Here is a 13,630-nt window from a genome sequence, read left to right as displayed (position 1 = left end):
GCCGGATCCGCCAGCAGCAGCGGCAGGGCATCGACGCCGGCCTCGACAGGACCGACCCGGGTCGCACACGCATCGGCTCAGTGCCCGGTGGAGCCGCCGTTGTCACGGCGGTCGAGGGCACGCTGGAGGGCGGCCGCGGCATTCCTGCGGTCGGCGTCGCCGGTCGTACGGGCGGAGTGACGGGTCCTGCGGACGGCAGTCTCAGCCATGATTCACGTCTCCTATGCCAGAGCCCCGAAAAAATGGGATGCGTCGATCCAGAAGCGGCCGGAAAACGCGGGGGCCTCGGCACGGCAGGGGTCACCTGCGCTCACGTACCGGGCCGCATCCGCAATCGCTCGATGGAGCGTTACGTTCGGCTTCTACAACGCTAGGACAGCTCGGCCGTGATGTCTGCACAATTACTTGGGCTTCCTACTATCTGAGACGGCGACCGTGTGCTCGAACGAGTGATCCATGGACATTCGCAGGTCGAGGACGTCCTCGGCTTCCTAGCTTGGCGGTGTCGCTTGTGCCGCCCGGCCAAGCCCGCCCACACTTGAGGAGGAGGTGCTGCACCATGACCGCTCTCGCACACGAGGCGCCCGAATCCACGCCCGGACTGGACCTGGACGAGCTCCTGTGGCAGGCATGGAAAGCCATGGAACTCCCCGAGGGCCTTCGCGCCGAGATCGTTGAGGGGTTCATCGAGGTGTCGCCCACAGGTCGCTACAGCCACAGCAAGCTCAGTAACCAACTGCGCCGAGAGCTGAGCCGGTACCTCGACGGCCAGTCGAGCCCGTACGTCGTCAATAACGACATAAACGTCGTGCACGGCCGCAAGGTCTGGATCCCGGACGCAGTCGTTTCCCCGGAAGACGACGAGGAGTTCGTTACCGATGACGGTCTCGGCCTCGACGCCCGCTGTGTCGGGCTCATCGTCGAGGTCGTCTCCCCCGGGCACGACGGCACGCAGCGTGACCGTGTCCGCAAGCGCCGCGCTTATGCCCGCGCCGGCATTCCCGTGTACGTACTCATCGACGCATACGACGATCACGGCGTCGTCAGCGTGCTCACCGACCCTCGCCCCGACGAAGCGACGTACGCCGGCGAAAACCGGGTGCGCTTCGGCACCGAAGCAACCATCCCCGAAGGCCCCGCCAAGGGCTTCGTGATCGGCGAGGCCATCACCGGCCCCGCGCGGGGCGCCTGAAGCAACGCCGAACGGCCCGGCGCCCCCGGGGAGAGGGGTGCCGGGCCGTCGGCGTGCGGCCGGACGGACGTCAGCCCATGTGCGGGTAGCGGTAGTCCGTCGGCGGGACCAGGGTCTCCTTGATGGAGCGGGTGGAGGTCCAGCGCATCAGGTTCTGCTTGGCGCCGGCCTTGTCGTTGGTGCCGGAGGCGCGGCCGCCGCCGAAGGGCTGCTGGCCGACGACGGCACCGGTCGGCTTGTCGTTGATGTAGAAGTTGCCGGCCGCGAAGCGCAGCAGCTCGCAGGTGCGGGCCGCCTCGGCACGGTCCTGGGCGATGACGCAACCGGTCAGGCCGTACGCCGAAGCGGACTCCATCTGGGTGAGCATCGCGTCGTAGTCGGCGTCGTCGTAGACGTAGACACCGAGGATCGGGCCGAAGTACTCGTCCTTGAAGATCTCGTTCTCCGGGTCGGTGGAGACCAGGACCGTCGGGCGGACGAAGTAGCCCTCGCTGTCGTCATAGGTGCCGCCGGCGACGACCTCGATGGTCGGGTCGGCCTTGGCGCGGTCGATCGCCGCCTTGTTCTTGGCGAACGAGCGCTCGTCGATGACGGCGGACATGAAGTTCGACAGGTCCGAGACGTCGCCCATGGACAGGGCGTCGACCTCGGCCGCGAACTCCTCCTTGAGGCCGCTGTTCCACAGCGAGGCGGGGACGTAGGCGCGGGAGGCCGCGGAGCACTTCTGGCCCTGGAACTCGAAGGCGCCACGGGTCATGGCGGTCTTCAGCACGGCGCGGTCGGCCGAGGGGTGGGCGACGATGAAGTCCTTGCCGCCGGTCTCGCCGACGAGCCGGGGGTAGGTCTTGTAGTTCTCGATGTTGTTGCCGACCGTCTTCCACAGGTACTGGAAGGTCTTGGTCGAACCGGTGAAGTGGATACCGGCCAGCTCGGGGTGGGTCAGCGCGACCTCGGAGACGTCCTTGCCGTCGCCGGTGACGAGGTTGATGACGCCCTTGGGCAGCCCGGCCTCCTCCAGCAGCTGCATCAGCAGCACGGCGGCGTAGGTCTGCGTCGGGGAGGGCTTCCAGACCACGACGTTGCCCATGAGCGCGGGCGCGGTCGGGAGGTTGCCGGCGATCGCGGTGAAGTTGAACGGCGTGATCGCGTAGACGAAGCCTTCGAGGGGGCGGTGGTCCGAGCGGTTCCAGACGCCCGGGGAGTTCGCCGGGGGCTGCTCGGCGAGGATCTGGCGCGCGAAGTGCACATTGAAGCGCCAGAAGTCGATGAGCTCACACGGGGTGTCGATCTCGGCCTGCTGGGCGGTCTTGGACTGGCCGAGCATGGTGGCGGCGGCCATCGTCTCGCGCCAGGGGCCGGAGAGCAGGTCGGCGGCCTTGAGGATGATCGCGGCGCGGTCGTCGAAGGACAGCGCACGCCAGGCCGGGGCGGCGGCCAGCGCGGCGTCGACCGCGTCCTGGGCGTCCTGAACGGTGGCGTTGGCGTACGTACCGAGCCGGGAGGCGTGGTTGTGCGGCTGCACGACGTCGAAGCGCTCGCCGCCGCCCATCCGGTGCTCGCCGCCGATGGTCATCGGCAGCTCGATCGGGTTGTCGGCCAGCTCCTTGAGCTTGGCTTCCAGGCGGGAACGCTCCGGGCTGCCGGGGGCGTAGGTGTGGACCGGCTCGTTAACCGGCACGGGGACCTGGGTCACAGCGTCCATAGCGGCCGTGTCTCCTTCGATTTCGCTGTCGGTTTTCGTACGTCGGTGGTGCGGCCGCGGCCGCTTCGGGTGGGCGGCTGCGGGCGGTGCCGTCCGGGGACATCCCCCGGTTTCCAGCATCCACCCGTAGCGGCCTTTCGCGGGGGCGATCAGCCGGGGATCGCCGGCGACGGCGGGCCGCCGCCTGCCGCGGCCGTCAGCCGCGGGTGGCCAGCGACCTCAGGAAGAACCCGAGGTTCGCGGGACGCTCGGCCAGCCGGCGCATGAAGTAGCCGTACCAGTCGGTGCCATAGGGGATGTACACCCGCATACGGTGTCCTTCGGCGACCAGCCGCTGCTGCTCGGCCTCGCGGATGCCGTACAGCATCTGGAATTCGTAGTCGGCCGGCTTGCGGCCGTTGCGGTGTGCCAGCTCCTGGCCGATGGCCACCATCCGCGGGTCGTGCGACCCGATCATGGGGTAGCCCTCCCCCGCCATCAGGATCTTCAGGCACCGCACATAGGCCCTGTCGACCTCCCGCTTGTCCTGGAAGGCGACGGCCGCGGGCTCCTTGTACGCGCCCTTGACCAGCCGCACCCGGGAGCCTTCCCCGGCGAGCGCGTGGCAGTCGTCCTCCGTACGGAAGAGGTAGGACTGGAGCACCGCGCCCGTCTGGGGATACCGCTCCCGCAGGTCGGCGAGGATCGCGAGGGTGGAGTCGACCGTGGTGTGGTCCTCCATGTCGAGGGTCACGGTCGTCCCGGCCTCGGCGGCGGCCTCGACCACCGGGGTGACGTTCTTCAGCGCGAGCTCATGGCCGCCGGGCAGCGCCTGCCCGAAAGCGGACAGCTTGACCGACATCTCGGCCTTGACACCGAGTCCGAGCTCCTTGAGGGCCGCGGCCAGCTGAAGGTAGGCATCGCGATTGCGCAGCGCCTCCGCCGGGTCGGTGATGTCCTCGCCCAGGTGGTCGAGGGTGACCTCCAGACCTCGTGCGGCCAGGGTCCGCACGGCCGCCATGGACTCGGCCAGTCGCTCGCCGGCGACGAAACGCTCCACCACGGGCCGGGTGACCGGAGCGGCCGCCACGAGCCGGCGGATGCTGTCACTGCGCGCTGCGGCCAGGAGCACGGGACCCAGCATGGGCACCTCCACGATTCAGGGTGACAAGTACCGGGCGGACACCGGGCGGGCGAACGCGTCGGCAATATTGAGCCACCTGAAACTTAAGGATCGCGCCACTTCCCGGCCATCGACAGCTGTCACGCCTTCGTGGCCGGGATCTCAGACAGATGTATGAGAATGAGGGTGAGGAGACCGTGTCAGTGGTGACTGTGGTGTGAGAGGTGTCCGAGTCACCGGTGGTGCCGGTGGTGAGACGACAGGAGAGGAGCCGGGCGACCGATGCGGGGCGACTACCAGCAGCTCGTGGACGAGATCTCGACGGCGCTCGGCGCACCGGCGACGCTGGAGGACCGGGATTTCGGTCTGATTGCGTTCGGTGCGCACGAGGGCGAGGACGACGAGGTGATGGACCCGGTCCGTACCCGCTCGATCCTTCAGCGCCGCTCCTCGGCGGCGGTCCGGGCCTGGTTCGAGGCGTTCGGGATCGCCCGCGCCAAGACCGCGCTGCGCATCCCGCCGGACCCGGCCGCGGGGGTCTTCCGGGGCCGTATCTGTCTGCCCGTACGCCACCGGGGCATCGTGCACGGCTATGTCTGGCTGCTGGACGACGGCCATCTGACCGATCTCGAACTGGGCACCCGGGGCGCACCGCCCGACCCGCGGATCGCGCAGGCGATGGAGACCGCCGCCCGGATCGGTGCACTGCTGGCCGACGAGGCCCGCGCCGGGGCCGAACTCGGCGATCTGCTGCGAGAGTTGCTGATCGCGCCGCCCGACGGGCAGCCGGCCGCGGCGGCCGGGCTGCGCGATGCGCTGCGGGACAGCCTGCGCTTCACCGCCGGCGCGCCGCTCACCCTGGTCGCGGTGCTGCCCTGGGACACCTCGGACACCGACGCGGCACCGCTGCCGAGCCTGCCCGGCCTGCTGGCGGCCTGTGCGCTGCCGGCCGGCGGCGGCCCGGCGGACGGCCCGGTCGCCGGGACGGACGAGGCGGAGCCCGCCGCGCGCTCCGGTGCGGGACGCGGCGGCCGCACCGGGTCCGCCGCCCGGCCGCAGCCCGCGGCGCCGGTGCCCGCGCTGGCCGCGCTGGTACGGCTGCGCGCGTCCGGGGCACCCGCCCCGGCCCATACGGTGGCCGAGCATCTGCTGCGCTCGCCGCGCGCGGGTGCCGTACCGGCCGAGGGGAAGGCGCCGCGCGGCGGCTCCGGGCACCCCCCGCCGCCCCGGCCGGGCGCCGCCGGAATCGGCGCCGGCACCCGGGAGTTGACCGACCTCCCGGCCACCTGGCGGGAGGCGCTGGACGCGGCCCGCGCGGCGCACGCCGAGCCCCGGCTGGGCCCGATCACCCAATGGGACGCCATCGGCCCGTACCGCATGCTGACCGCCCTGCCGGCCACCGCACCGGACCCGGCCATCGGCCCGCTGCTGGCCCCCGCCCACGCCGAACTCGCGCGCACCGCCGAGGTGTTCCTCGACTGCGCCGGCCAGGCCGGCCGCACCGCCCAGGCCCTGGGCATCCACCGGCAGACGCTCTACTACCGCCTGGGCCGGGTGGAGAAGCTGACCGGCCTCGATCTGGACGACGGCGAGCACCGGCTGCTGCTGCACATGGCGCTCAAGGCGGCCCGGCTGTGAACGACGCGGAGGGCCGGGCCGGGACCGTCAGCTCCGTCCCTCGGGGAGCGAGGCGGGCGGCTGCGGGGACGGCCGGAGCCGGTCCTCACGGTCGGTGACCACCAGCGTGGTCGCCATCTTGTCCCACAGCTCCTGCCGGTTGCGGTCCCACAGCAGCCAGAAGTACGGGATAAACAGGGTGACGGCCGCGAGCAGGCCGATGATGCCCCTGGCGATGAATTCACGGAAGAACATCCGCCACCACCGGGCCGCGCGGGCCTCCGGAATGTAGATGACCCGCATGTGCAGCAGCTGCTTGGCCGGGGTCTGTCCCTGCGGGAAGACGAGAAAGGCCCAGATGAGCCAGCCGATGTACAGGGTGCAGATGATCAGCAGGTTCTCCAGCAGGAATCCGCCGAAGCGGAGCCCCACGGAGGACAGCCGGATTCCGGGCGGCAGCACCAGGACCTGCCCGCAGAACTGGCAGGTGAGCTCGCCCTCCACCGGGCCCCGGCAGACCGGACACACGGTGGGCGCCGAGGCGGGGGCGTAGGCGCGTGCGGAGGCCGGTCCCCGTTGTGCCCAGCGCGGTTCGGGCCGCGCACCGGCCGGCGGTGGCGGCTGCTCCGCCTTCTTCCACCGCTCCGCCCTCTTCGACCGCTCCGCCCTTCGCGACGTCGCGGAATCGTGCGGATTCTGGGTCATGCGCAGGTCCTTCGTCACCGGCATCCAGTGAACAGGGACTGGCGTGCCGTGGATGGTGGATCCGCCGCTCAGCTCCCACGGGCGCCGGCCCGGCCGACCGGCCGGCCTTTTCCTGACGGCCGTTCAAGCACGGTTCTTCACCACGCCCGCAGGCGTCGGCTGCGCAACCTCTTCCTCTCAGGACAGCACGCCCCGCACGCCGCCGCAAATCTCCACCGACGGGCGCCGGGCGGTGGTCACTTGCCCTTCCCGAGCACCTCTCCCGCGGCGACCCGGCGCAGCGCGGCCGCCAGGTCCCGGCCGGTGGGCATGCTGTCGGGCGTGAGCAGCGACTGGACCATCAGGCCGGTGAGCAGGGCCTGGTAGAAGGAGCCGACGACCCGGGCCGCCTCCGGGTCGACCTCGGTGTCCGGCACCCCTTCGAAGATCGCGACGAGCCCCTCGCCGCCCTCCGGGAGCACCTCACCGATCGCCTCGCGCAGGGCCGCGTCACGGGGCAGCAGCCCCAGCACCTCGACCTGCGCGGCGATGAACTCCCGCTCCGTGGCGATCCGTTGCAGGAACAGGTCCCACACCGCGGCGAACCGCTCCAGCGGCTCGGCGTCGGCCGGCACCGCCTGGCCACCGGCAGGCACCTGGGCGACCCCGGCCCCCCACTCCTCGCTGGACGCGATGATCGCCTGGCGCATCAGGGCGTCCTTGGAGCCGTAGTGGTATCCGATGGAGGCGAGGTTGGCGCCGGACGCGGCCACGATGTCGCGGGCGGTGGTGCGCGCATATCCCTTCTCCAGGAGACAGCGCTTGGCGCCCTCCAGAAGATCTTCACGGTGTCCCATGGGGGCAGCTTATCGCTACACATACGCTCGTACCAGACACTCGTTTTAAACGTACGTATACGTCCCCTGGATGCGCTCCCTCACCGCGGCCGGTCCGGCCCCTCGCGCCGGCCCCGCTCACCCTCCTCGGTGCCGATCTCCCGCTGCTCCTGCTCCTTGCCGCGCGCGCTGTCGCCGGCGTCGGCCGCCCGCGTACCGGCCCCGGCCCCGGCGCCCGCCATCGGCCCGACGGCCGGCTTGTCGCGCTCGCCGGGCATGGGGGCGGAAGGTGTGGCCTCCCCCGCCGCCCGGGGGCCGCTCCGCGCCGTGGGGCCACCCGGGATGCCGGTGTCCGGACCACCAACGCCCGGATCGACGGTGCCCGGATCACCTATGCCAGGATCGGCGGCGCCTGGCCGGGCCATCCCGTAATGGCGGTACAACTCGGCTTCTTCGGAGGGGTCGAGATGGCCGTCGGCATCGATCCGCGGCGCGTGCTTGATGGTGTCCTTGGCGTGCGGAACATGCAGCTCGTCGCCGGTCCGCCGGGCCCCGGCGAGCGGGATGAAGGTCTCCTTCATGCCGAACAGCCCGGTACGCACCGTGATCCACTCGGGCTCGTTGGTGGCATCGTCCCGGTAGACCTGCTGGACCTTGCCCACCTTCGCGCCGTCCGCATCGACCACATGCAACCCGGTCAGACTCTGCGGGGCATCACCCAGGGGTGCATTCATGGCGTCTCCCTCCTTCCGCACGCACCGGCGGGGGCACGCGCAGTTCCCATTGCGCGACGCGAACATCTCGGCTGCGAATCGGGCGGACCGGCGGCCGACGGCTCCGGCGGCCCCACGACGGTGCCGACGGCTCCCGCGCACCCACCCCCGAATAGGCCATTCGGGTGAATGCCGGAGCGGTGCGACCACGCCGGACGCCCGCTCGCGGACCACGCCGGCGCCCGTACGATGCGGGCACGCAAACGGGCCCGGCCCCCGCGAAAAGCGGGGCCCGGGCCCGTTGACCTGCGAAGACCTGGCGGTCAGTCGCCGAGGTTCACCGCGCGTACCGAGGTCGCGCCGATCTCGTCGGCGATCTCGCTGAGCACGTTCGGCGGAATGGTGTCGTCGACGGTCAGCGCGACCAGCGCCTCGCCACCGACATCCGCCCGCGAGACCTGCATATTGCCGATGTTGATGCCCGCCTCGCCCAGGATCCGGCCGACGGTGCCGACGACACCGGGGCGGTCGCTGTAGCGCAGGAACGCCATGTGATCGGCGAGCGCCAGGTCGATGGAGTGCTCACCGACCGCGACGATCTTCTGGATGTTCTTGTGGCCGGCCAGCGTGCCGGAGATCGACACCTCGTCGCCGCCCGCGAGGGTGCCGCGCACGGTCACCACATTGCGGTGCTCGGGCGACTCGCTGCTGGTCGTCAGCCGCACCTCCACACCGCGCTCCTGCGCGAACAGCGGGGCGTTGACGTAGGACACCGTCTCGTCCACCACGTCCTCGAACACGCCCTTGAGCGCGGAGAGTTCGAGCACCTTGACGTCATGCTGGGTGATCTCGCCGTACACCTCGACATCGAGGCGCATGGCGACCTCGCCAGCCAGCGCGGTGAAGATCCGGCCGAGCCGCTCGGCCAGCGGCAGCCCGGGCTTGACGTCCTCGGCGATCACACCGCCCTGGACGTTGACCGCGTCCGGCACCAGCTCGCCGGCCAGCGCCAGCCGCACCGACCTGGCGACCGCGATACCGGCCTTCTCCTGCGCCTCACCCGTCGACGCACCGAGGTGCGGGGTGGCGACGACCTGGTCGAACTCGAAGAGCGGGGAGTCCGTGCAGGGCTCGACGGCGTAGACGTCCAGGCCCGCGCCGGCCACCCGGCCCTCCTTCAGCGCGGTGGCCAGTGCTGCCTCGTCGACGATCCCGCCGCGCGCGGCGTTGACGATCCGGACCGACGGCTTGACCTTGTGCAGCGCCTCGTCGCCGATGAGACCGACGGTCTCCGGCGTCTTGGGCAGGTGCACCGTGATGAAGTCGGAGACCTGGAGCAGCTCGTCGAGGGTCAGCAGCTTGACGCCCATCTGCGCGGCACGGGCCGGCTGGACGTAGGGGTCGTAGGCGACGACCTTCATGCCGAACGCCGACATCCGCTGGGCGACCAGGACGCCGATCCGGCCGAGGCCGACCACACCGAGGGTCTTCTCGCTGAGCTCGACGCCGGTGTACTTGCTGCGCTTCCACTCGCCGTTCTTGAGGGCGGTGTTGGCCTGGGGAATGTTGCGGGCCGTGGCGACCAGCAGACCGCAGGCCAGCTCGGCGGCGGTGACGATGTTGGAGGTCGGGGCGTTGACGACCATCACGCCGGCCTTGGTGGCGGCGGAGACATCGACATTGTCCAGGCCCACACCCGCGCGGGCGACGACCCGCAGCTTCCGGGCGGCGGCGATGGCCTCGGCGTCGATCTTCGTCGCGCTGCGCACGAGGACGGCGTCGACGTCGGCGATGGCGGGGAGCAGCTCGGCGCGGTCCGCGCCGTTGCAGTGCCGGATGTCGAAGTCCGGGCCGAGGGCGTCGACGGTGGCGGGCGACAGCTCTTCGGCGATCAGTACGACAGGTTTCGAGCTCACGTGGTCTTCAGTCCTCACTTGTCCTTCGCGGACGGCCGTCCCGACGGCCGAAGGCGGTGAAGGGGGGATGCCGCGTGGAAGACGCACGACGCTGTGAGCCTGACGCGCTTGTGCTTGGCAGTGTAGTGGCGGTGGGGGGCGCGTCCTGTGCCGTTGCGGAAGGATCACCCGTGCGTGGTTCTACGCGGCGGACAAGGCGCCGCGGGGCGCCATGGACGAGGGGGCCGCAGCATCGCCGCGACCCCCTGTCACCGGGCTTACGCCTCGTCGTCCACCCAGCTCATGAGCTTGCGGAGCTTCTTGCCCGTGGTCTCCAGCAGGTGGTCCTCGTCGGCCTTCTTGTACTCGTTGTACTTCGGCAGACCGGCGTTGTACTCGGCCATCCAGTTGTTGGCGAAGGTGCCGTCCTGGATCTCGGCGAGCACCTGCTTCATCTCGGCCTTGGTGTTCTCGTTGATGATCCTCGGGCCGGTGATGTAGTCGCCCCACTCGGCGGTCTCGGAGACCGACCAGCGCATCTTCTCCAGGCCGCCCTCGTACATGAGGTCCACGATCAGCTTCAGCTCGTGGAGGCACTCGAAGTACGCGATCTCGGGCTGGTAGCCCGCCTCGACCAGGGTCTCGAAGCCGGCCTTGACCAGCGCCGCGGCGCCACCGCAGAGCACGGCCTGCTCACCGAACAGGTCGGTCTCGGTCTCCTCGGTGAAGGTGGTCTTGATGACGCCGGCGCGGGTGCCGCCGATGCCCTTGGCGTAGGAGAGCGCCAGCTCGAAGGCCTTGCCCGAGGCGTCCTGCTCGACGCCCGCGATGCAGGGCACACCGCGGCCTTCCTCGTACTGGCGGCGGACCAGGTGGCCCGGGCCCTTGGGGGCCACGAGCGCGACGTCCACGTTGGCCGGCGGCTTGATGAAGCCGTAGCGGATGTTGAGACCGTGGCCGAAGAACAGCGCGTCGCCGTCCTTCAGGTGCTCCTTGATGGACTCCTCGTAGACCTTGGCCTGGATGGGGTCCGGCACCAGGATCATGATGACGTCGGCCTCGGCGGCCGCCTCGGCCGGAGTCACCACGCGCAGACCCTGCTCCTCGGCCTTGGCCTTGGACTTGGAGCCCTCGTGCAGACCGACCCGCACATCGACGCCCGAGTCACGCAGCGACAGCGCGTGGGCGTGGCCCTGGCTTCCGTAGCCGATGACCGCGACCTTGCGGTTCTGGATGATGGACAGGTCGGCATCGTCGTCGTAGAACAGCTCGGCCACTTCGGGTATCTCCTTGGATCTAGCGGGTGCCCACACAGTACGTCGGGCGGGGTGGGGAAGGGCGGTGGGTCTCGCCATGCGGTCCGGTCGGACCACGGCGATCAGGCCGTACGGTCCAGTGCGCGCAGTGAGCGGTCGGTGATGGACCGGGCGCCACGGCCTATGGCGATGGTTCCGGACTGCACCAGTTCCTTGATGCCGTACGGCTCCAGCATCTTGAGCATCGCCTCCAGCTTTTCACTGGATCCGGTGGCCTCGATGGTGACGGCCTCGGGCGAGACGTCCACGGTCTTGGCGCGGAAGAGCTGGACGATCTCGACGATCTGCGAGCGGGTCTCGTTGTCGGCGCGGACCTTGACCAGGACCAGTTCGCGCTGGATGGCGGAGCCCGGCTCCAGCTCGACGATCTTCAGGACGTTGACGAGCTTGTTGAGCTGCTTGGTGACCTGCTCCAGCGGCAGCGACTCGACGCTGACCACGATGGTGATGCGGGAGATGTCGGGGTGCTCGGTGACCCCGACCGCGAGCGAGTCGATGTTGAAGCCGCGGCGGGAGAACAGGGCGGCGATCCGGGCGAGGATGCCGGGGGTGTTCTCCACCAGGACGGAGAGCGTGTGCTTGGACATGGTCTTCTCTCTTCTTCCGTGCGTCCGTGACGTCCTGGGATCAGTCGTCTTCGTTGTCGCCGAAGTCGGGACGCACGCCCCGGGCGGCCATGACCTCGTCGTTGGAGGTGCCGGCGGCGACCATCGGCCACACCTGGGCGTCCTCGTGGACGATGAAGTCGATCACGACCGGGCGGTCGTTGATGGCGTTGGCCTTGGCGATCACCGCGTCCAGCTCCGCCGGGTCCTCACAGCGCATCGCGACACAGCCCATGGCCTCGGACAGCTTCACGAAGTCCGGGACGCGGGTGCCGCCGCTGGCCTTGCCCGCGGTCACCAGGCCGTTGGACTCGGGACCGCTGTGCAGCACGGTATTGGAGTAGCGCTGGTTGTAGAACAGGGTCTGCCACTGGCGGACCATGCCCAGCGCGCCGTTGTTGATGATCGCGACCTTGATCGGGATGTTGTTCAGCGCGCAGGTGACCAGTTCCTGGTTGGTCATCTGGAAGCAGCCGTCGCCGTCGATCGCCCAGACCGTACGGTCCGGCTGTCCGGCCTTGGCGCCCATCGCGGCGGGGACGGCGTAGCCCATCGTCCCGGCGCCGCCGGAGTTCAGCCAGGTGGAGGGCTGCTCGTAGCCGATGAAGTGGGCGGCCCACATCTGGTGCTGGCCGACGCCCGCGGCGTAGATGGTGTCGGCGGGGGCGAGCTTGCCGATCCGCTCGATGACCTGCTGCGGGGAGAGGGTGCCGTCCTCCGGCAGGTCGTAGCCGAGCGGGTAGGTGTCGCGCCAGCGGTTGAGGTCCTTCCACCAGGCGGTGTAGTCGCCCCGGTGGCCGGCGTCGTACTCGGCCTGGACGGCGACGATCAGGTCGGCGATGACCTCGCGGGCGTCACCGACGATCGGGACGTCCGCGGCACGGTTCTTGCCGATCTCCGCCGGATCGATGTCCGCGTGCACGACCTTGGCGTACGGCGCGAAGGAGTCCAGCTTGCCGGTGACCCGGTCGTCGAAACGGGCGCCGAGGGTGATCAGCAGGTCCGACTTCTGGAGCGCGGTGACGGCGGTGACCGCGCCGTGCATCCCGGGCATGCCGACATGCTGCGGGTGGCTGTCGGGGAAGGAGCCCAGCGCCATCAGCGTGGTGGTGACGGGGGCGCCGGTCAGCTCGGCGAGCACCTTGAGCTCGGCGGTGGCGCCGGCCTTCATCACGCCGCCGCCGACGTAGAGCACCGGGCGCTTGGACTCGACGATCAGCCGGGCGGCCTCGCGGATCTGCTTGGCGTGCGGCTTGGTCACCGGGCGGTAGCCGGGCAGGTCGGTCTGCGGCGGCCAGGCGAAGGTGGTCTGCGCCTGGAGCGCGTCCTTGGCGATGTCGACCAGGACGGGGCCGGGACGGCCGGTGGCCGCGATGTGGAACGCCTCGGCGATCGTCCGCGGGATGTCGGCGGGGTCGGTGACCAGGAAGTTGTGCTTGGTGATCGGCATCGTGATGCCGCAGATGTCCGCCTCCTGGAAGGCGTCCGTGCCGATCGCCTTGGACGCGACCTGACCGGTGATCGCGACCAGCGGGACGGAGTCCATGTGGGCGTCGGCGATCGGGGTGACGAGGTTGGTGGCGCCCGGGCCCGAGGTCGCCATGCAGACCCCGACCTTGCCGGTGGCCTGCGCGTATCCCGTGGCGGCGTGACCGGCGCCCTGCTCGTGGCGCACCAGGACGTGCCGGACCTTCGAGGAGTCCATCATCGGGTCGTACGCGGGAAGGATCGCACCGCCGGGAATGCCGAACACCGTGTCGGCCCCGACCTCCTCGAGCGAACGGATGAGGGACTGCGCACCCGTGACGTGCTCGATGGTGGCGGGCTGCTGCGGTCCGCCTGCGGTACGGGCCCGCGGCTGCGGATGGTGGGCCCCGGAGGCCTGCTCGGTCATCTGCGTCTCTTCTCGAAGCTGAGGGTTTTGACGGGATTTGTGAGGTTGCTGTGCAACAAAAAACCCCCCGTGCC

General features: G+C 70.2%; 12 protein-coding genes. 2 read left to right on the top strand and 10 right to left on the bottom strand.

Going from position 1 to position 13,630, the window contains the following annotated elements:
• Positions 1 to 77: 77 nt before the first annotated feature.
• The gene (locus tag AC3EUV_RS18605) at positions 78 to 209 is read right to left on the bottom strand and encodes a hypothetical protein (RefSeq protein ID WP_018087223.1); all 132 of its coding nucleotides are present in this window, start codon (positions 207 to 209) and stop codon (positions 78 to 80) included.
• A 350-nt stretch (positions 210 to 559) separates the two neighbouring features.
• On the opposite strand from AC3EUV_RS18605, the gene AC3EUV_RS18600 reads away from it, so the two are divergent.
• Entirely contained in the window at positions 560 to 1,192 is a 633-nt protein-coding gene (locus AC3EUV_RS18600) for a Uma2 family endonuclease (RefSeq protein WP_432142046.1), read from the top strand.
• Between the two features lie 70 nt (positions 1,193 to 1,262).
• On the opposite strand, the gene pruA is transcribed toward AC3EUV_RS18600, so the two are convergent.
• Together pruA and AC3EUV_RS18590 are read right to left on the bottom strand one after the other, a co-directional pair.
• Complete coding sequence (gene pruA / locus AC3EUV_RS18595; protein ID WP_432142045.1) at positions 1,263 to 2,894, bottom strand: L-glutamate gamma-semialdehyde dehydrogenase; 1,632 nt, start codon at positions 2,892 to 2,894, stop codon at positions 1,263 to 1,265.
• Between the two features lie 196 nt (positions 2,895 to 3,090).
• Positions 3,091 to 4,017, bottom strand: a complete 927-nt coding sequence (locus AC3EUV_RS18590) for a proline dehydrogenase family protein (RefSeq protein WP_432142044.1) — start codon at positions 4,015 to 4,017, stop codon at positions 3,091 to 3,093.
• A 261-nt stretch (positions 4,018 to 4,278) separates the two neighbouring features.
• Between AC3EUV_RS18590 and AC3EUV_RS18585 the strand changes: the two genes are divergently transcribed.
• Positions 4,279 to 5,634 carry a helix-turn-helix domain-containing protein gene (locus tag AC3EUV_RS18585; RefSeq protein ID WP_435603379.1) on the top strand — a complete coding sequence of 452 codons (1,356 nt, stop codon included), beginning with the start codon at positions 4,279 to 4,281 and terminating at the stop codon, positions 5,632 to 5,634.
• 27 nt (positions 5,635 to 5,661) lie between these two features.
• Here AC3EUV_RS18585 and AC3EUV_RS18580 read toward each other — a convergent pair whose 3' ends face one another.
• From AC3EUV_RS18580 to AC3EUV_RS18550, 7 genes are all read right to left on the bottom strand, one after another.
• Complete coding sequence (locus AC3EUV_RS18580) at positions 5,662 to 6,318, bottom strand: RDD family protein (protein WP_435603378.1); 657 nt, start codon at positions 6,316 to 6,318, stop codon at positions 5,662 to 5,664.
• Between the two features lie 236 nt (positions 6,319 to 6,554).
• Positions 6,555 to 7,154 carry a TetR/AcrR family transcriptional regulator gene (locus AC3EUV_RS18575; protein WP_435603377.1) on the bottom strand — a complete coding sequence of 200 codons (600 nt, stop codon included), beginning with the start codon at positions 7,152 to 7,154 and terminating at the stop codon, positions 6,555 to 6,557.
• An 80-nt stretch (positions 7,155 to 7,234) separates the two neighbouring features.
• Positions 7,235 to 7,867, bottom strand: a complete 633-nt coding sequence (locus AC3EUV_RS18570) for a PRC-barrel domain-containing protein (RefSeq protein ID WP_435603376.1) — start codon at positions 7,865 to 7,867, stop codon at positions 7,235 to 7,237.
• A 302-nt stretch (positions 7,868 to 8,169) separates the two neighbouring features.
• Positions 8,170 to 9,762: a phosphoglycerate dehydrogenase gene (gene serA, locus AC3EUV_RS18565; protein ID WP_435603375.1), complete on the bottom strand. Its 1,593-nt coding sequence runs from the start codon at positions 9,760 to 9,762 to the stop codon at positions 8,170 to 8,172.
• Between the two features lie 257 nt (positions 9,763 to 10,019).
• The gene (gene ilvC, locus AC3EUV_RS18560; protein WP_432142038.1) at positions 10,020 to 11,018 is read right to left on the bottom strand and encodes a ketol-acid reductoisomerase; all 999 of its coding nucleotides are present in this window, start codon (positions 11,016 to 11,018) and stop codon (positions 10,020 to 10,022) included.
• A 101-nt stretch (positions 11,019 to 11,119) separates the two neighbouring features.
• A complete protein-coding gene (ilvN, locus tag AC3EUV_RS18555; RefSeq protein ID WP_018087233.1) occupies positions 11,120 to 11,644 on the bottom strand; it encodes an acetolactate synthase small subunit in 525 nt (174 codons plus the stop codon).
• 40 nt (positions 11,645 to 11,684) lie between these two features.
• A complete protein-coding gene (locus AC3EUV_RS18550) occupies positions 11,685 to 13,556 on the bottom strand; it encodes an acetolactate synthase large subunit (protein ID WP_435603374.1) in 1,872 nt (623 codons plus the stop codon).
• Positions 13,557 to 13,630: the final 74 nt, after the last annotated feature.

It is taken from the genome of Streptomyces sp. bgisy130, assembly GCF_057708345.1.
Note: the sequence above shows the minus strand (reverse complement) of the source record. Positions and strands in the feature narration are given on the sequence as shown.

What these genes read in the sequence shown, in the direction of transcription:
- AC3EUV_RS18605 (WP_018087223.1), bottom strand. Translation starts at nt 209, where the DNA reads ATGGCTGAGACTGCCGTCCGCAGGACCCGTCACTCCGCCCGTACGACC.
- AC3EUV_RS18600 (WP_432142046.1), top strand. Translation starts at nt 560, where the DNA reads ATGACCGCTCTCGCACACGAGGCGCCCGAATCCACGCCCGGACTGGAC.
- pruA (WP_432142045.1), bottom strand. Translation starts at nt 2,894, where the DNA reads ATGGACGCTGTGACCCAGGTCCCCGTGCCGGTTAACGAGCCGGTCCAC.
- AC3EUV_RS18590 (WP_432142044.1), bottom strand. Translation starts at nt 4,017, where the DNA reads ATGCTGGGTCCCGTGCTCCTGGCCGCAGCGCGCAGTGACAGCATCCGC.
- AC3EUV_RS18585 (WP_435603379.1), top strand. Translation starts at nt 4,279, where the DNA reads ATGCGGGGCGACTACCAGCAGCTCGTGGACGAGATCTCGACGGCGCTC.
- AC3EUV_RS18580 (WP_435603378.1), bottom strand. Translation starts at nt 6,318, where the DNA reads ATGACCCAGAATCCGCACGATTCCGCGACGTCGCGAAGGGCGGAGCGG.
- AC3EUV_RS18575 (WP_435603377.1), bottom strand. Translation starts at nt 7,154, where the DNA reads ATGGGACACCGTGAAGATCTTCTGGAGGGCGCCAAGCGCTGTCTCCTG.
- AC3EUV_RS18570 (WP_435603376.1), bottom strand. Translation starts at nt 7,867, where the DNA reads ATGAATGCACCCCTGGGTGATGCCCCGCAGAGTCTGACCGGGTTGCAT.
- ilvN (WP_018087233.1), bottom strand. Translation starts at nt 11,644, where the DNA reads ATGTCCAAGCACACGCTCTCCGTCCTGGTGGAGAACACCCCCGGCATC.
- AC3EUV_RS18550 (WP_435603374.1), bottom strand. Translation starts at nt 13,556, where the DNA reads ATGACCGAGCAGGCCTCCGGGGCCCACCATCCGCAGCCGCGGGCCCGT.